At 48.9% G+C, this 18,102-nt stretch carries 12 protein-coding genes; 9 read left to right on the top strand and 3 right to left on the bottom strand.

The features are described 5' to 3' along the window. Positions 1–231 precede the first annotated feature (231 nt). Positions 232–1,542, top strand: a complete 1,311-nt coding sequence (locus tag AC812_RS16355; RefSeq protein ID WP_061914965.1) for a response regulator — start codon at positions 232–234, stop codon at positions 1,540–1,542. Positions 1,543–1,553: 11 nt separating this feature from the next. Here the strand turns inward: AC812_RS16355 and AC812_RS16360 are convergent, their stop codons facing one another. After that, the gene (locus tag AC812_RS16360; RefSeq protein WP_061914962.1) at positions 1,554–2,060 is read right to left on the bottom strand and encodes a hypothetical protein; all 507 of its coding nucleotides are present in this window, start codon (positions 2,058–2,060) and stop codon (positions 1,554–1,556) included. A 107-nt stretch (positions 2,061–2,167) separates the two neighbouring features. Beyond that, positions 2,168–3,760 (bottom strand): S1C family serine protease, encoded by a 1,593-nt coding sequence (locus AC812_RS16365; protein WP_061914959.1) that lies wholly within the window; start codon positions 3,758–3,760, stop codon positions 2,168–2,170. A gap of 237 nt (positions 3,761–3,997) precedes the next feature. Here AC812_RS16365 and AC812_RS16370 point away from each other — a divergent pair, with 237 nt between their 5' ends. Then, positions 3,998–4,645: a hypothetical protein gene (locus AC812_RS16370; RefSeq protein WP_061914956.1), complete on the top strand. Its 648-nt coding sequence runs from the start codon at positions 3,998–4,000 to the stop codon at positions 4,643–4,645. Between the two features lie 408 nt (positions 4,646–5,053). Here the strand turns inward: AC812_RS16370 and AC812_RS16375 are convergent, their stop codons facing one another. Continuing rightward, positions 5,054–5,821, bottom strand: coding sequence for a tyrosine-type recombinase/integrase (locus tag AC812_RS16375; RefSeq protein ID WP_061914953.1), 768 nt, complete (start codon positions 5,819–5,821; stop codon positions 5,054–5,056). 582 nt (positions 5,822–6,403) lie between these two features. Between AC812_RS16375 and AC812_RS16380 the strand changes: the two genes are divergently transcribed. From AC812_RS16380 to cas2, 7 genes are all read left to right on the top strand, one after another. Then, positions 6,404–9,625 carry a CRISPR-associated helicase/endonuclease Cas3 gene (locus tag AC812_RS16380; protein ID WP_061914950.1) on the top strand — a complete coding sequence of 1,074 codons (3,222 nt, stop codon included), beginning with the start codon at positions 6,404–6,406 and terminating at the stop codon, positions 9,623–9,625. A gap of 111 nt (positions 9,626–9,736) precedes the next feature. Next, positions 9,737–10,402 (top strand): type I-C CRISPR-associated protein Cas5c, encoded by a 666-nt coding sequence (gene cas5c / locus AC812_RS16385; protein ID WP_061914948.1) that lies wholly within the window; start codon positions 9,737–9,739, stop codon positions 10,400–10,402. Next, positions 10,399–12,312, top strand: coding sequence for a type I-C CRISPR-associated protein Cas8c/Csd1 (cas8c, locus tag AC812_RS16390; protein WP_061914945.1), 1,914 nt, complete (start codon positions 10,399–10,401; stop codon positions 12,310–12,312). The genes cas5c and cas8c overlap by 4 nt, the downstream gene beginning before the upstream one ends. Before the next feature lie 151 nt (positions 12,313–12,463). Continuing rightward, the gene (gene cas7c, locus AC812_RS16395) at positions 12,464–13,330 is read left to right on the top strand and encodes a type I-C CRISPR-associated protein Cas7/Csd2 (RefSeq protein ID WP_061914943.1); all 867 of its coding nucleotides are present in this window, start codon (positions 12,464–12,466) and stop codon (positions 13,328–13,330) included. A 69-nt stretch (positions 13,331–13,399) separates the two neighbouring features. Continuing rightward, positions 13,400–14,068: a CRISPR-associated protein Cas4 gene (gene cas4, locus AC812_RS16400; RefSeq protein WP_061914940.1), complete on the top strand. Its 669-nt coding sequence runs from the start codon at positions 13,400–13,402 to the stop codon at positions 14,066–14,068. Positions 14,069–14,071: 3 nt separating this feature from the next. Beyond that, positions 14,072–15,103 carry a type I-C CRISPR-associated endonuclease Cas1c gene (gene cas1c, locus AC812_RS16405; RefSeq protein ID WP_061914938.1) on the top strand — a complete coding sequence of 344 codons (1,032 nt, stop codon included), beginning with the start codon at positions 14,072–14,074 and terminating at the stop codon, positions 15,101–15,103. A 33-nt stretch (positions 15,104–15,136) separates the two neighbouring features. Continuing rightward, positions 15,137–15,427 (top strand): CRISPR-associated endonuclease Cas2, encoded by a 291-nt coding sequence (gene cas2, locus AC812_RS16410; RefSeq protein WP_061914935.1) that lies wholly within the window; start codon positions 15,137–15,139, stop codon positions 15,425–15,427. The last annotated feature ends 2,675 nt before the right edge of the window (positions 15,428–18,102 follow it).

Genomic DNA, 18,102 nt, shown 5'->3' on the forward strand with positions numbered 1-18,102 from the left:
ATGATCCTTTGCCGGTTTCTTCGAAACGCTGCTTTTCCATCCCGCTGATCTCCAAAGTGGTTTGGTTCGATTGTATTAAGGTTTTCCCCTTTTCGTCAATCCCAGTTGTTTGTTTTTCAACAATCTCCTGATAAAAGTTTTTGCTTTTGATGAAGAATCAGATATAATCAAATAAAATTTTTGGATTCGGGAAAATTACCCTTTGACCCCAACCAGAAACGAACGATCCCTATGACAAATTATCTGATGTCCGATGATTCTTTTATGGTTTCATCGGTTTATAAGCCAAAGCTGAATTATCGCATCTTTCTCTTTATTCGGGATCAACAAGAAGCACAAGAACTCACCGGGCAAATCAGCGCCTTTGGTTACCAGATTAATCAGTTTACAAAATCAGATGATTTAATTTCTGCCTTGCGCTGGTCCTTACCCAATGCTATCCTCGTCTTTGTGGACTCTAAAACGCTTTCTTTTGAAGATTACGAAGACCTGGCGCAAAAACTCAAAAAACAATCCAATAACCTGCCGCTGATAATCATCAGTGCTGAGGATAATTTCGACTTAAGGCTGAGAGTAGTACGCGCGGGCGGATCAGCCTTTTTCACCCATCCGGTTGATATCAGTACCTTGATCGGTTCTCTGGATGAGTTCGCCAATCCGGCACCTACGATTCCTAATCGGATTTTGATCATTGATGATGTCCTTTCGCAGGCAAGTTTTTATGCCATGCATCTGGAAAAAGTGGGTATGCAAACCCGCATCGTCACCGACCCGCGCCAGATGATCCAACCCATGATCGAATTTAACCCCGATCTGATTCTTCTGGATATGTACCTGCCAGACTGCAATGGAATTGAACTGGCGCGCATGATCCGCCAGATGGAAAACTTCGTATCGGTGCCAATCGTTTTTCTGTCTGCCGAGACGGATCGCGAACGTCAACTGGCCGCTTTGATGATGGGCGCCGATGATTTCCTGATCAAACCCGTCAAACCCGAGCACCTGATAGCCTCAGTCACTTCTCGCATCGAAAGATACCGGAAATTGCGTTCCTTGATGATTTATGACGGCTTAACCAATCTGCTCAATCACACCACCATCAAAGAACGACTTGTCAAGGAATTACTCCGTTCTGAACGAGACAAACAACCGCTTTCTTTTGCAATGATTGATCTTGATCATTTCAAGAACGTCAATGACCGTTACGGGCATTCTGCCGGTGACCGGGTGCTCAAGAGCCTGGCTCGCCTGCTTAAGCAACGATTACGCCGGACTGACTTAATTGGCCGTTATGGAGGGGAGGAATTTTCCATCATTTTTCCCAATACAACCGCAGCTGAAGCCGCATCGGTGGTTGATAAACTGCGGGAAAGTTTTGCCCGCCTGCACCACCTCGGCCCTGAGGGAGTTTTTACGGTCACATTCAGCGCCGGTATTGCTTCCTTCCCGCAGTTCAAAAGCGCAATTGCGATCAGTAACGCCGCTGACCGAGCGCTCTATCAGGCAAAGGAAAAAGGCCGCAACCGCATCAGCGTAATTTGAGGAATTGACCCTCAGCGGCGCACAGTAACCTCCACCAGAATTTTCAAGGCATCCGCTTCAACCGTGATGGATTTGATGACTGCGCCTTCACCAGCCTGATTCACCTGATCCCGAATCACTTTGGAAAGCGCTTCGTTGACTTTTTTAACGGCATCGCTGGCAAGATCAACACCCGGAATGTTAATGGCGGTCACCTCTACTTTTGGCTGGTCGTTAACAACCGAAAACTTAAGTTCCACCTGTCCGTTCAACCGTTGACCGCCCAGCGCCTGATACTGGCCTTTCGCAACGATTCGGTCGGGTTCAACGAATTCAATATCTTCGACTTCAATAAGCGGCAGTTTTTCACCCTGAGAAGCGGCCGCCGATTGAGCAGTCGAGATGATTTGCTTGATGGTATCCTCCTTCAAAGTAATCGGGATGGATAACTTGCCATCCTGAAGGCTCAGATTGCAAGCCAGCGAAACCAGCATTAAAATCATACCCACTATCAGGATCATCCGCTTTTTTTGATTCATGGTCAAACTCCTTTTGTTGAATTCAAACAGTAAGTAACGTGATTCTACCAATAAAAAAGGGGCTGAATGGGTTTCAGCCCCTTGTCAACGAAAAATTTGCTACAACCTTAAGGTAAAGCCCCTACAACATCAAAAGTTGCCAGCACTTGATCAAATGCCTTTAGATCCGCATCCGTCATGGCGTTGAATAAGACCGATACCAGTAAAGAAGTTTTATCCACCTTAGGACGGGCAGTAAGCACGATAAACAAGTTGCCCGCGCCTTCGCAGTTTTTGTAAACATCATACGAGCCTTCGAAAGCATTATCTTCGTATTTTTCGCGGATTTGCCACTTGCAGGATGACTGAAAAACGGATTTGTAGTAATCCAGTAATTGGATGTAGCCAGCCAGTTTTGCCACCTGATCGGATACGCCGAAGAAAATGCCGGGTTCATCAAACGCGTTATTGAAACGATCCAGGTTCGCCGCAGCGCTGATAGAGGAACCAATCACTTCCCCATCCGAAACCCACGGAGAGCCGTCTACCTGTGTCCATGTAGATGGGATGGCAACCTGAATTGCTCCATAATCATCCTGCACCAGCACATAATCGCCATAGGCCTGCCCGCTTCCCCCGGAAACATCCTCCTCCAATTGCTGGGCGAAGGAAAATTTGGTTTCTAACGGTTTTCCGTTCAATTCACCTGCCAAAACTTCCTGAGTGCCGAAGCGGAGAACTTCAATGGCTAGCACATCACTGGCGTTGCGAGTGCGCAAAATATTGCAGTAATCGGTCATCTGACCATCGGTTGCCAGCACCAGACCTTCCATCAGGGTGATAATGTCACCCCCTTGCAGACCAGCCTTACCAGCCGGAGAACCCGATTTCACCGAGGCCACCCAAATACCTGACAGGCTGCCATCCTCCGAAACAACCGCCTGGCCATTAATGCCGATGGATTCATAATCCTGCCCTGCTTTGAGGATTTCAATCACTTTGAGGGCATCCTTGCCGCGGATGGCAAAGTTTTGGTCAAAGCGGTCATTGCCGGCATAATTGACCCCGACGACCTGGCCCTGCATATTCACCAGCGGGCCGCCGGAATTGCCACCGCGGATGCGGGCATCATGTTCAATGACAGCCGGTACTGACGCCCAAAAAGACTCACCATCCGCATTGGCTTTGGATACAATCCCTTTGGTCAACGTGTATTCAGGATCGCCTAACGGAAAACCAGCCGCATAAACTTCGAGGCCAGGGGTAATTTCACCTTCATAGAAGGTCAGAAATGGAAAATCATCCCCCTCGATATCAATCACTGCCAGATCCCAGCATTCCGAAACGCCCAGTATTTTGGCATTGCGCGGACGTGTTTCACCTGCCAGAAAGACCTTGAGCAGCGCTGCCCCTGTAACCACATGATTATTGGTTACAGCGATGCCGGAAGGATCAATAATAAAACCGGTACCACGCCCGGCCACGTTATAAAGGCTGCCCAATTCCGGATCCACGAAACTACCCTGCGCCTCAATTTGCACGGTGGCGCTGCGTAACAGGCTCAGCACATCAACCTGTTGGGTCGGTGTGGGCTGAGGAGCAGAGGTGGGTAATTCCACCGGCGGATTGGTCGGCGCAGTCGTTGGTTGACTGGCCGGTGCACAAGCCACTAACAGGCTTAAAATCAATAAAAATGTCCCTAAATACTGAGCGCGCCTCATGCTTTCCTCCATTGGGTGGTTAATCTGATGAATACAATTCTTATTTTTGATTTTACTACCTAACAATTCCTCCAACATAGGATGATTTTTGTTTTCACCCTCTTGGAAATAATGAGTGATTTGATCATAAAATTTGCCTTTTATTCTTTACTTCATCAGTAAAATTTTCTACAATTAGATTAAATTCTCCGCTTTCCAGGCGGGAAAAAAGATGCTTTCGTGACTCGGTGAGTAATTATGGAAAAATTTTCAAGTGCTTTTTCCTTTCAGCATCGTTTCCGTTTCATCAACTCCTTTCAACTTCAATTTCCGGTTTTCATGAATTTACCCTATGCTGGAACAATCAACCTCAACGAGATCACGTTTGGGTTATGCGGCGGAATGTGTTTTGCAGCGCTGGATTATTTTCACGCCAACCAGTTACCCCCTCCATTCCAAACCCCGCAAGAAATTGATCCCCAATTGTTCGGATTCCTTTGTGATCGCCAGTTAGACAGTTTGAAAGTTTTTACAGTACTTAAATTCATGGAATGGATGATTATTGATGAAAAACAAATTGTAACCCGCATTAAGAGGTATGAAATCCCTAAAATGAAGCGTCTCCTTCAAAAGGGTGAACCGGCCGTACTGGGTTTGGTACGCGTGCGCGGCGTGCAAAGCCCAACCCAAAATCATCAGGTACTTGCCACCGGTTATGAGCTTGATCCGGCGTTTGAGCAAATCTCAATCTCCCTTTATGACCCAAATCATCCACACCTGAATCCTGTCATCCGTTTTTTCATGGGTAAAAACGCAACCGCCCCGCTTTTCATCCAATCCACCGGTGAACCGCTGTTTGGTTTTTTTGTAATACCTTACCGTTTTCAAAAACCGCCCCAAATCTAGATCGTTCATCCTGACAAGTTGATAAGGGCAACTTTTTGCATTTTCCCCTTTTTCTCTATAAAGCTGAAAGAAGAGGGTTTTATCAAAAGTTACGGTATTTTTGAAGAAAAACTCCAAACCGCGAGAATCCCCTTGATTAGCGCGATCATCAAATTGTTTTATCCCTCGATGGGAGAACCACCGACACATAAAAAAAGAGGATGTCGGGTTCATTCTCATCTGATTTCTGTCGGGGCGGGCGGATTTGAACCGCCGACCTCACGGACCCGAACCGTGAAATCAGCGGCATTTTCCAATTGGTTACTATGCTAAGTGCCAGCACTTGACGGGTGACGCAATCGCATGGTCATGGTCTAAATCGCTTTGGACAATCATCAAATACCGCTTAACCATATCCAGGGTTGAATGTCACAAGATTTTTTGAAGCGAATAAATATTTCCTCCATTTCTCAGAAATTTGATGGCAAATGTATGTCTGAATCGGTGAGGAAAAACGTGACTGATATTGCTTTTATCCCCAATCTCTGACAAAATCTTTCTCAATTTACATCGCTCCATTGGTTTTCCACTCTTTAAAGCAAATAATGGGGAAGAAGAGGAACTCTCTTTTCGATTGGCAAGATATTCATCAATCACCCCTATGGTCTCCCTGGAAATGGGGACCAAACGCTCTTTTTTCCCTTTCCCAATAACTCTAATATGCCCTGTAACACGATTCAAATCTTTGATTCGCAAATTGCACAATTCTGTTGCTCTAATCCCAGTATCCAACAGGGTGAGAATGATGGCTCGATCACGTAAAGGATAATGAGATTGAGAAGCGCTCTCCAATAAAGCACAGATTTCCTTTTTCGAAATAGGGATAATAGTTTTCTTTTCGGCAACCGGGGCTTTAATTTGACGGACAGGATTCTCCTTACACACCCCCTGCTGAACTGCCCACTGCCACAATGCTGATAAATCTGCATGATGATTTCGGAGCGTTTTTGCCGACACATTCGATTGTGTAGCCATGAATTGAATGATGTGTTGCTTACTGATAGTCTCAAACTCCAAATCACCAAAGAAGGCAAGGAACTTTCTGAAGGTGACACCATAATCCCGGATGGTATGCGGTGAGTATCGCATAGCAATCCGTTCTTCGATAAATTGTTTGACCGCAGTGCTAAACAACATAGCATCCTCCGTTAATTGGTGGTAATTTTTTGGTATTCCGATTCTGCCACCTCAAAACGGTCTTGAAAATATAAATTTTTGCTATACTATTGGGAAAGACAAATTCAGCCCCACCGCTGGTATCGGCGAGGCTGAGACGGCAACGCGGTGAAGGCGCGTTGCGGCAAAAACAAGCATAGCAAACTTTTGCCGCCCGCGCAAGTGAACCGCTAGGGAGTACAACAGATTCTTTGCGCAGTAATTTTATCTTTTCTGTACCTACTTAGTTGGTTTCCGCGTACAGACAGTGATTTGTCAGAAAGCAGGGGGCTGTTCTTTCAACATAGTGACTTTATCCATGAAATCTCCTATTCCCCCAACTCTACTCTCACAAGTTTTACAGCTTAACAAGGTATAAAAAATGCTCGGATTTCAACAAAATATGTAGTTTGTTGCAGTACTTGCAACATCTATTCTGTAAGATATAGATAAGTCTGTAACGCCTTCTCTATTTTGATTAATCAAATGATATGGATTTCAAAGACTTCTTGATTTGAAAGCACAAACGTCAAAAAAATTCATAAATGATAATAGGATGCAAAGATGAGTGGACTGACCAAATCCGAACGATTGGAAGAAATGAAACGATTATACATTCAACGGGCATATTCCGATAAGGAACTGGCTGAACGGTTGGGAGTAAACAGAACACAAATTTATCGGGATCGAATCGAACTTTCCCGTGAATATCCGATAGAAAAAGATCAAAATGGACGGTATCACATTCCTCGCTCAAAACTGCTTTCAGAAATCAAGGTCAACCTTCTCGAAGCACTTACCCTCTATCTGGCTGCCAGCAAAATAGCCCGCCAAACCCGAGTTTATCACCCCCCCGCTGCCAACGCCGTCGAAAAACTGGCTGCGGTCTTACGCCAGCCAATGACGGAACAACTGCTGAACTCTGCCAACCGTCTCTTGAATCAAGAGAAAAAACCGGAAAAGATCAAAATCCTTGAAACCATTGCTCAGGCATGGGTGGAGCAGCGCAAAGTCCGAATGGAATATCAACGTCTGGGGCATGATGAAATTACGCGGCACACTATCAGTCCCTATCTGATCGAACCTTCTATCTGGAGTGACAGTGTCTATGTCATTGCTCAAAGCGACTTCAACGATAAAATTTATCCCTTCAAAATAGACCGAATCCTTTCCGCCTTCCTGACCAGCGAAACTTTTGCAATTCCCTCATCTTTTAGCTCAGAGGACTTGTTGAAACATGCCTGGGGAATCTGGTATGCCGACCGCGAACCGGTTACCGTAAAACTGCGGTTTTTCCCCTCTCCAACCGTCATTCAACGGTTAGAGGAAAGTATCTGGCATCCGTTAGAGCGCGTCGAGAAAACCGAAGATGGCGGTCGAATCTGGAGCGTGGAAATTGCCGATTGGCGCGAGATGCTCCCCTGGATACGAGGATGGGGCGCCGATGTGGAAGTGCTGGAACCGCCAGATCTGCGCTCCGCGTTGGAAAAAGAAGCCAGAAGAATGGCAAAATTGTATGGGATGGGAGATCTTAATACGGTGCGCCCTCGTTTCTTTGCCCACCGTCGTGAGGATGAAGATTCTGAAAACTGGCAGCCCCTTATTGAGCATTTGAGGAACACAGCAGCAATGGCGCGCGACTTTGGCAAGGACGCCAACGTTGCGGATTTTGCTTACATCACTGGGCTGCTCCACGATTTAGGCAAATACTCAGATGAATTTCAAAAGCGGCTTGTAGGCAGTGGGAGGCGTGTTGATCACTCTACTGCTGGCGCGAAAGAACTTATTAGCCTTTTCAAAGATAAGCCACAGCGACCCTTTGCTTATCTTCTAGCATATCCCATCTTGGGGCATCATGCCGGCTTGCCCGATTACGGTAGCGAAACTGATTTGGAAGGAGGCACCCTCTGTGCACGGCTAAAGAATGTCATTCCCGATTACAGTGCGTATAAAAACGAATTAGATGTTACGGAGTTGTCGCTTCCGCTAAATTTACCTTTTCGTCCATTGCACCTGCCAATTATCCCTCAAAAGCCACCCAAAAATTATTTTGGGTTCTCACTCTCTTTTATGGCGCGTATGATTTATTCTGCCCTGGTTGATGCCGATTTTCAGGAAACGGAAACCTATATGAGGGGTAAAAAACCTCGCGGCGAGTATGACAAGATCCCTGAATTGCGGGGAAAACTGGATCAGCACTTAAGGCAATTTGAGAAACCGACCAGCGAAATCAACCAAAAGCGCAACGAAATACTTCACGCCTGTATCGAAAAAGCAAAAACTGAAAAACCCGGCTTCTTCTCGCTTACTGTGCCAACAGGCGGAGGGAAGACGCTCGCTTCAATGGCGTTTGCACTTCATCATGCTGCTGAATACGGCTTAAGACGTGTCATCTATGTGATCCCCTTCACGACCATCATCGAGCAAAACGCCGGGGTTTTCAAGAATATTTTCGGTGAAGAGCAGGTACTGGAACATCACTCCAATTTCGATTGGGAAGGTAAAAACCGTGAGGATGCCGACAACCGTACCAACAGTGTTCTTGCCAAACTCAAACTAGCGGCGGAGAACTGGGAGATTCCAATTGTGGTCACAACCAATGTGCAGTTTTTCGAATCGCTGTTTGCTAACAAGTCATCGCGCTGCCGAAAGCTACATAACATTGCAAAAAGCGTGATTATTTTTGATGAAGCCCAAATGTTACCGCGGGAGTACATGCGCCCAGCAATGGCGGCGGTATGGGAATTGGTCACCAATTACGGCGTAAGCGCCCTCTTTTGTACTGCTACCCAGCCCCGCTTGGAACGTTTCCTACCCTTGGGGACCGAAGTTAAAGAACTCGCACCCAACCCGCAGGAATTATTCGATTTTTATAAGCGAGTGGATGTGCAGAATCTTGGGACGCTCACCGACGTGGAATTGTTAGATCGTCTGAATCGGCATGACCAGGTTCTGTGCATTGTCAACACCCGCCGCCACGCTAGCGGATTATTCAAGGGCTTACAGGGCGATGGAAATTTCCACCTTTCGACTCTAATGTGCCCGGTGCACCGCCGCGCCAAATTGGAGGAAATCAAAAAGAGATTGTCGAGCGGAAAATCCTGCCGCGTGGTCTCAACCACGGTAATGGAAGCAGGGATTGATCTGGATTTTCCCATCGGCTATCGCGCCCTTTCAGGGCTGGATTCCATCAACCAGGCGGCAGGACGCGTCAACCGCGAGATGCGGCAACCGTCAGGCTATCTGTTTGTTTTCGAGCCAAAGTCGGAATTCATCAATAAGACGCCTTCTTTTATCAAACAGGCGGCGGAAGTTGCTCGCATGGTCTTGCGTGATCATGCCAAAGCGCCGATTTCCATCCCCGCTATTCAAGCATTTTTCGGACATTTGTATAACTTGCAAGACCCTCTGGCATTTGACTTCAAACGTATTATGGATTGCTTTGAGGATGACGAGGGCAGGTTCAAATTTGAGACGGCGTCGCGGGCGTTCCAAATCATCGAAGACCCAACCGTAACGGTCATTATTCCCTTTAACGAGGAGGCTAAAAAACTGATTGAAGAATTGAAATATACCAAGTATCCATTCTCTACCTTGCGGAAACTTCAGCCCTACACAGTTTCTATTTATAAGAGCGAGTTCGATAAACTCAGTTCGAAAGGAGTCGTTTTGACTATTGAAGATACCTATCATTTCCTGAACCCCGACAACCTGCAAGCGTACTATGACCCGCATTGCGGTCTTCTTATCCCCGAAAACGGTGGCGGGGATGGGTTACTGTTCTAATTCAACCACTGCGAGGAGAGTGAAGTCTACCGCAGCCATTTCCCTGCAGAAGCGGAAGATCTCTCGTTATTTTACACCTCGCATTGACAATCACGAAAGGAGGTTCAAATTATGGGATACGGCATCATCATCCGCGTTGAAGGCTCTTATGCCCTGTTCACTCGCCCCGAAATGAAAGTGGAGCGCGTCAGTTACGATGTCATCACGCCCTCGGCGGCACGCGGGATTATCGAGGCGGTTTATTGGAAACCCGCTATCCGTTGGGTAATTGATAAAATCCATGTCCTGCGCGAAATTCAATTTACCAACATTCGTCGCAACGAGGTGAGCAGTAAAGCATCGGTGGACAATGCCTTGCAAGTGATGAAGGGCGCGCAAAAACCGCTCTACATCGCTGCTACCGAAACTCGTCAACAGCGCGCTGCAATGGTTTTAAAAGATGTGGATTATGTCATCGAGGCGCATTTCGATTTGACAGACAAGGCCGGCCCGGACGATACACAGGAGAAGCATTACAACGTGGTTTTGCGCCGTCTGCGTAACGGTCAGCGCTTTCACACCCCCTGCCTGGGGACTCGTGAGTTTCCTGCCAAGGTAACGCTCATCGAGGATAAAGACGACATCCCCAAAAGCCCGCTTGTGGGCAAGCGTGACCTGGGTTACATGCTTTACGACCTGGATTTCTCCAACCCTCGCGACATTCAGCCAATGTTCTTCCGAGCGGTTATGGAAAATGGCGTTATTGTTGTGCCGAAGCCTGAGGAGGTGCGGCGATGATCTTGCAATCGCTCTATAACTACTACCAGATTTTGCGCGAAGACCCCGACGTAGAGATTGCCGAGCCCGGCTATAGCAATGCCCCTGTCAGTTATGCTCTCAATTTATCTGAAAACGGTGATCTGCTAGACATCGTACCGCTGTTTGTCCCTGTTCAATCCGGGAAAAAGACAGTGGAGAGACCCCGCCGAATGAATGTACCAGAGCAAGTCAAGCGTAGTGTCAACGTTGCGGCAAATTTCCTGTGTGATAACGCTGCTTATGTCCTTGGGCTCACCGGAAAAGAAGCAAAAGACCCGGAGTATTCCCAAAAGCGATTTGAGGCTTTTCGGAAACTAAATGTAGAAATTCTTTCTGGAGTTAATACCCCTTTAGCTCGTGCAGTGATTTCTTTCTTGCAAAAATACGATCCCTCAACCGCTTTACAGAATCCCGTAATTTCACGCCATCTGGAAGGATTGATGGAAGGTGGTAATCTTATCTTTCAGGTTGAAGGCAAGAATGTGCTGGACGACCCTCAAGTCAGGAGCGTTTGGGAGGAGTATAAAACCGGGCAAAAAGCGGCTGTCATGCAATGTCTGGTCACTGGTGAAATTGAGCCGGTTGAACGTCTGCATCCAGACATAAAAGGAGTTCGAGATGCCCAAAGCAAAGGCGCTTCTCTGGTTAGCTTCAACCTGGATGCATTTACATCTTATGGCAGAGAACAAGGCTCGAATGCGCCCGTGAGCAAGCGGGTCGCATCAGGATATGGTGTGGCGCTCAATTATCTGCTTTCCAACCAAAACCCGAATCGCAAAATTTACTTTGGTGATACCACCGTGGTCTATTGGGCGGATGCGCCCGAAAAACGTTACGCAAGCGCTTTCTACTCTTTCCTGAATCCAGAATTCCAACAGGGGCAGGGGGAAGAAGAAACCGAAGAAACCAAAAGTGAGGAAAAACGGAAACGTGCCAAACAAGCAGAAAGAACGCTTGGCGAAGTAGCCGAATCTGTATGGCAGGTAAAAGCCATTGACCTTGCCGAGTTACACAAACAAATTGAAAAAGAATTGGACAAAAACACGCGATTCAATATTTTGGGATTAGCCCCGAGCGCAGCGCGTTTGTCTGTGCGCTTCTTTCTCACCCAGCCGTTTGGCGTGTTCGCCGAACGCATCATGCAGCACTATGAAGACCTGCAAATCGAGAAGGAATATGTCAACCAGCCGACATATATCTCGCCCTATCGCATCCTTGCCGAATGTGTTTCGCCCAAAGTGACCTCACGCGATGAAGAAGTAAAAAAATCCTGGTCACTGTTAGGCGGTGCATTCATCCGTTCGATTCTCACGGGAACGCCTTACCCCGAAGGTTTGTACGCAGCCATTCTGAATCGTATTCGCCATGATACCGATGAATCCAGTGAAGGAGGAAGACAAAGAAGTATCAAAATCAACTATATCCGCGCTGCCTATCTCAAGGCGCATCTCATCCGAAAGTATCGCCGTCAAGGCAATAATCCCTATCAGGAGGCTTTGCATATGTCACTCAATGAATCCTACACTCACCCGGCCTACGTGCTGGGCCGTCTGTTCGCTGTACTGGAAAAAGTACAGAGAGAATCTATTGGGACAACCATAAATGCCACCATCAAGGACCGCTACTTCACCTCTGCCTGCGCATCACCTGCCAGTGTTTTCCCAACGCTGCTACGGCTTGCCCATCATTGGACGGCGAAAGCCGAATATGGCAGCGTATCGGACAGAAAAATCCAGGACTTACTGGGCATGCTCGAGGCAAAACCCTTTCCATCGCGATTCTCGTTGGATGAGCAGGGCATTTTTGTTCTGGGCTACTATCACCAGCGGGCTGCCTTCTACACCAAGAAGGATAATCATGCTGAGGAAACAAGTCAACCCGATGATTAATGTCATCGCAAGTGGTAAAGCGGCGAATCAATTTACTTTCAAAGAGAGCGCTACCCTCGTATTCAAAACAAGTGAATTGGCCATCTTCCTCGGCAAGACGGAAAATTGTAAAGTTTTTTCAAAAAACCAAAATAACAAAGGAGAATAACTCATGACTACCCTTTCCAACCGCTATGAATTTGTTTTGCTCTACGACGTAGAGAACGGCAATCCGAACGGCGATCCTGATGCAGGAAATATGCCACGCATTGATCCTGAAACAGGCTACGGAATTGTCACCGACGTGTGCCTGAAGCGAAAAATTCGCAATTACGTGGAGATGATTAAGGGAGATACACCCGGTTACCGAATCTATGTCAAGGAAGGCATCCCGCTGAATGCCAATCACAGAGAAGCCTATCTTGCCGTTGGTTTAGAACCCGGCAAGAAAGCTTCAGTAGAAGGGGTAAACAAAGCCCGCGAGTGGATGTGCAAGAACTTTTATGACATCCGCACCTTTGGCGCCGTTTTGAGCGTTGGAGATAACTGCGGTCAGGTGCGCGGGCCAGTGCAATTGAACTTCTCCCGGAGCATTGACCCTATCGTTCAACAAGAAGTGACCATCACTCGCCTGACAGTCACAAGAGAGGAAGAAGCAGACAAAGAGCGCACGATTGGGCGCAAACACATCATCCCCTATGCCTTATACCGTGTTGAGGGGTATGTTTCTGCCAAATTAGCCAATGACCCGACCAAAGGAACCGGTTTCTCTGAAGAAGATCTGCAACTGTTTTGGGAGGCGTTAATCAACATGTTTGAACATGACCGTTCGGCGGCGCGCGGAAAAATGGCAACCCGCAGATTGTTTGTTTTCAAACACGAGAGTGATTTGGGAAATGCACCCGCTCATCGGTTGTTTGAACTGATTCGGGTCAATAAAAAAGAGGGCGCCAACCCACCGCGCAGTTTTGATGATTATGAGGTGAGTGTTAACAAAGATGACCTACCCTCTGGAGTCACCCTAATTCCCATGCTCTAAGCCAATTTCGAAAACCCGGCTCCCACGTGGGGGGTGGGAGCCGGGGAATTTCCTTTTAGGGAACTAGATATGCCCCGCGAATATACCTCCGATGACCTTTTGCCCCTTTCCGGCATCCAGCACTTCATGTTTTGCCGTCGGCAGTGGGCACTGATTCATGTCGAACAACAATGGAGAGAAAATACCTTCACCGCTGAGGGCAGGCTCTTACACCAACGGGTAGATGATCCTTTCTTTACCGAAACCCGAAATGGAGTCATCATTGCTCGCTCGGTACCGGTTGCTTCTTACCGTTTGGGGCTTTCGGGTATATGCGATGTGGTCGAATTCAGCGAGTCGGAAGTGGGTGTAAATCTGCCTGGCAGGCAAGGCACTTTCTTACCGGTGCCGGTGGAATACAAGCGTGGCCGCCCAAAATCCACCCCTGTGGACGAAGTTCAATTATGCGCTCAGGCAATCTGTCTGGAAGAAATGCTCTCGGTAGCCATTCCGGTTGGCTATCTATACTATGCAAAAACTCGCCACCGCACACCGGTAGAATTGACCGATAAGCTGCGTCAGCTGGTTGATAAGATCAGTGCTGAAATGCATGCCTACTACGAACGCGGATACACTCCCAGAGTAAGAACTTCACGCGCCTGCCGTTCCTGTTCCCTGGCAGAAATTTGTCTGCCGCGCTTGCAAGAAAAATCCATGCCCGTTTCCCGCTATATTCATCAGTGGATTGACCATGACTAACCGATGAAAACCCTTGCCAATGTCCTGTATATAACCACACCCGATACTTACCTCTCTCTGGATGGGGAGAACATTGTCATCAAGAAAGATGAGCATACCTCAACGCGGCTGCCCCTTCATAACTTGGAAAATATTGTCTGCTTCAACTGGCAGGGCGCCAGTCCGGCTTTGATGGGCGCCTGCGCGGAAAGAGGAATCGGATTGGCATTCCTCTCGCCGAATGGACGTTTTCTTGGGAGGGTGAGCGGCAAGATTAAGGGCAATGTTCTGCTTCGGAAGAAGCAATATCGAATTTCCGAAGAAGAGACCCCCAGTGTGCCAATTGCCTCATCATTTTTGGTTGGCAAAGTTTATAACAGCCGCAAAGTCATTGAACGCGCCTTGCGAGACCATGCACTGCTGGTGGACAAGGTTGCCCTCTCCAAAGCTTCTTCATTCCTAAAGGAAATTTTGAGCGCATTGGTCACCTGCAAACACATTGCAGAATTGATGGCATTTGAAGGGAGCGCAGCAAAGATCTATTTTGGGGTCTTCGATCAGTTGATCTTGCAACAGAAAGATGATTTTCACTTTGTCGAAAGATCGCGCCGCCCGCCGTTAGATAATATGAACAGCCTGCTTTCGTTCCTTTACACCTTGCTGACTAATGAAGTGGTTTCTGCCTTGGAAGCAGTTGGACTGGATCCATACGTGGGGTTTCTTCATACCGAGCGTCCAGGTCGGCCTTCGCTTGCTCTGGATATGATGGAAGAACTGCGTCCCGTGTTTGCCGACCGATTGGCGCTTTCGCTGGTAAACCGCCGGCAAATCACTGCCAAAGGATTTACTCAAAAAGAAAGTGGCGGGATTTTGATGGATGATGAAACCCGGAAAACGGTCATCACTGCCTGGCAGGAACGTAAAAAGGAAGAAATCGAACATCCCTACCTGAAAGAACGCATTCCCTTTGGTTTGATCCCGCATGTGCAAGCCCTGTTACTGGCTCGTCACCTGCGCGGCGATTTGGATGCCTATCCTCCTTTTTTCTGGAGCTGATGCGTAATTTGGTGATTATGGAAGAGGTATGAAATGTTCGTTCTCATTACCTATGATGTCAACACCGAAACCGAAGCGGGAAAAAAGCGTTTGAGAAAAGTGGCCAAAGCCTGTCAGGATTACGGTCAACGGGTGCAGAATTCGGTTTTTGAATGTGTTATTGACCCGACCCGTTTTCGGTTTTTGCGAGCCAGGCTTGAGAAATTGATTGATAAGGAAAAGGACAGCCTCCGATTTTATTTTTTGGGCGATGAGTGGAAAAATCGGATCGAGCATATTGGAGCTAAGCCAAGCCTTGACATTACCGGAACTCTGATAACCTGAGTATAGGGCAAGTGGTTGCGAACCTGAAGTGCACACGAAAATTCAGGGAGGTTCGCAGGAAAAACAGCACCTTAACAACAGAATATGGTAAAAGATTGATCGTTTTTCGGTAATTATCGGGAAACCGAAAAAGAACGAAGCCAACATCTGGCGTTTTGGGGATTAAAACCGCCAGATGTTGCTGTCGCTCCCCCCACGGGGAGCGTGGATTGAAACATTGAAGCGTTGGAACAAGCAGAGGAAACTAGCCATGGTCGCTCCCCCCACGGGGAGCGTGGATTGAAACGCCTCTGGTGCGGAATTATCGAGATTGATGACAGGTCGCTCCCCCCACGGGGAGCGTGGATTGAAACTCGGTGGGAGGGTATTTGTAGACTTTGCTCCTCCGTCGCTCCCCCCACGGGGAGCGTGGATTGAAACACTGAGTGGCTCGGCCATTGGTCAACCGCTGGAGTCGCTCCCCCCACGGGGAGCGTGGATTGAAACAGGTGGTTGGCGAATTTGAGCGCATGTCTGCGACTCGTCGCTCCCCCCACGGGGAGCGTGGATTGAAACTCCTCAAAGACCTTGGACGGAGACCGGATGCCCAAGGTCGCTCCCCCCACGGGGAGCGTGGATTGAAACTACATGGCTGATACTCAAGCGGAGTTGGACGCGGGTCGCTCCCCCCACGGGGAGCGTGGATTGAAACTCAATATATTTGTGACAAAAATAGAGATATTGTCAGTCGCTCCCCCCACGGGGAGCGTGGATTGAAACGGGGTGACGAAGGGCGGAACAGGGTAAATCTGTAACGTCGCTCCCCCCACGGGGAGCGTGGATTGAAACTTACATGTCCGCTAGATGCGGACGGTTTCGTAGCGTCGCTCCCCCCACGGGGAGCGTGGATTGAAACAAAGAACAATCACTTTGAACCCGAACGGTGCTTTGTCGCTCCCCCCACGGGGAGCGTGGATTGAAACCAGGCTGCGAGCCGGTCGCGCCAACTGTCTTGGCGCGTCGCTCCCCCCACGGGGAGCGTGGATTGAAACACGTGTTCTAGCCATGGTTTTACCTCTTTTGGATGTCGCTCCCCCCACGGGGAGCGTGGATTGAAACTCAACGAGAGTAGCGGTGTCGCTTTCCGCCAGCGATCGTCGCTCCCCCCACGGGGAGCGTGGATTGAAACCAGGCTGCGAGCCGGTCGCGCCAACTGTCTTGGCGGTCGCTCCCCCCACGGGGAGCGTGGATTGAAACTCAGCTGTAGTTGCGACTACCGTTAGGTTTTCCGGGTCGCTCCCCCCACGGGGAGCGTGGATTGAAACTACTCTAGCGTGCTTCCTACCTATATGCCTCCGGGTCGCTCCCCCCACGGGGAGCGTGGATTGAAACAATAATTATATGGTTGAAAGTGTTTACGGTTATTTGTCGCTCCCCCCACGGGGAGCGTGGATTGAAACTTGGAGCAAACCGACCCAGCCATAAGAGCCGCTCAAGTCGCTCCCCCCACGGGGAGCGTGGATTGAAACCCAGAAGTAGATTTTGGGATCTCCAACTTTACCTCGTCGCTCCCCCCACGGGGAGCGTGGATTGAAACAGAAGTTTCTCTTCAATTCTTTCGATGAACCCCAGTCGCTCCCCCCACGGGGAGCGTGGATTGAAACACTCCATTAGCCGTTGTAAAATTACCGCCAGCGTGTCGCTCCCCCCACGGGGAGCGTGGATTGAAACTCGAGGCTTGCAAACGACTTGAAAAGAGGTTGAAATGGTCGCTCCCCCCACGGGGAGCGTGGATTGAAACACTTCTTAAACCGCTTTGCCCACTTGCCCTCTTTGTCGCTCCCCCCACGGGGAGCGTGGATTGAAACCGTGCTGTCAAGTACTTTCTGCAACTTTTTAACTTGTCGCTCCCCCCACGGGGAGCGTGGATTGAAACAGGTGTGAGCAAATAATTCGCTCAACTTCCATCAGTCGCTCCCCCCACGGGGAGCGTGGATTGAAACCATGACGTGGTCGCTCACCGATAAAAATGCACTGTCGCTCCCCCCACGGGGAGCGTGGATTGAAACCCAAACGTCAACGCCGATCGTGGTTTTAGATAAGTGTCGCTCCCCCCACGGGGAGCGTGGATTGAAACTTGTTCTGCGGTCGTATCCGGTTGTTCGCCTTTGGTCGCTCCCCCCACGGGGAGCGTGGATTGAAACACGAGTAATACCAGCACGGAGGATGCAGGGAAAGTCGCTCCCCCCACGGGGAGCGTGGATTGAAACGATTTGCTCTGGCGTAACAACCTCTCCCGTGCTTGTCGCTCCCCCCACGGGGAGCGTGGATTGAAACCGGGAAGGAAGGCAAACTCGATTTTATTGGCGGCTTGTCGCTCCCCCCACGGGGAGCGTGGATTGAAACGCCTGCCTCCAATTCCCACACACCACCTGCAACGTGTCGCTCCCCCCACGGGGAGCGTGGATTGAAACAGACGCTGTGAGGTATGAGATGGCTATCAAACTAGTCGCTCCCCCCACGGGGAGCGTGGATTGAAACTGCTTACAACGACCTGGTTGCTGAGAGCCGTGTCGGTCGCTCCCCCCACGGGGAGCGTGGATTGAAACTGGGTTCAATAGTACTGTCAGGTCTCTCGCAGTCGGTCGCTCCCCCCACGGGGAGCGTGGATTGAAACATCAATTAATACGATCGTC

Source organism: Bellilinea caldifistulae, from assembly GCF_001306055.1.
Lineage (GTDB): Bacteria > Chloroflexota > Anaerolineae > Anaerolineales > Anaerolineaceae > Bellilinea > Bellilinea caldifistulae.

Bases quoted from the DNA above. Each gene is read 5' to 3' on its own strand.
- cas5c (WP_061914948.1), top strand. From the start codon at position 9,737: ATGGGATACGGCATCATCATCCGCGTTGAAGGCTCTTATGCCCTGTTC.
- AC812_RS16370 (WP_061914956.1), top strand. From the start codon at position 3,998: ATGGAAAAATTTTCAAGTGCTTTTTCCTTTCAGCATCGTTTCCGTTTC.
- cas8c (WP_061914945.1), top strand. From the start codon at position 10,399: ATGATCTTGCAATCGCTCTATAACTACTACCAGATTTTGCGCGAAGAC.
- AC812_RS16355 (WP_061914965.1), top strand. From the start codon at position 232: ATGACAAATTATCTGATGTCCGATGATTCTTTTATGGTTTCATCGGTT.
- AC812_RS16380 (WP_061914950.1), top strand. From the start codon at position 6,404: ATGAGTGGACTGACCAAATCCGAACGATTGGAAGAAATGAAACGATTA.
- AC812_RS16365 (WP_061914959.1), bottom strand. From the start codon at position 3,760: ATGAGGCGCGCTCAGTATTTAGGGACATTTTTATTGATTTTAAGCCTG.
- cas4 (WP_061914940.1), top strand. From the start codon at position 13,400: ATGCCCCGCGAATATACCTCCGATGACCTTTTGCCCCTTTCCGGCATC.
- AC812_RS16360 (WP_061914962.1), bottom strand. From the start codon at position 2,060: ATGAATCAAAAAAAGCGGATGATCCTGATAGTGGGTATGATTTTAATG.
- cas7c (WP_061914943.1), top strand. From the start codon at position 12,464: ATGACTACCCTTTCCAACCGCTATGAATTTGTTTTGCTCTACGACGTA.
- cas1c (WP_061914938.1), top strand. From the start codon at position 14,072: ATGAAAACCCTTGCCAATGTCCTGTATATAACCACACCCGATACTTAC.
- cas2 (WP_061914935.1), top strand. From the start codon at position 15,137: ATGTTCGTTCTCATTACCTATGATGTCAACACCGAAACCGAAGCGGGA.
- AC812_RS16375 (WP_061914953.1), bottom strand. From the start codon at position 5,821: ATGTTGTTTAGCACTGCGGTCAAACAATTTATCGAAGAACGGATTGCT.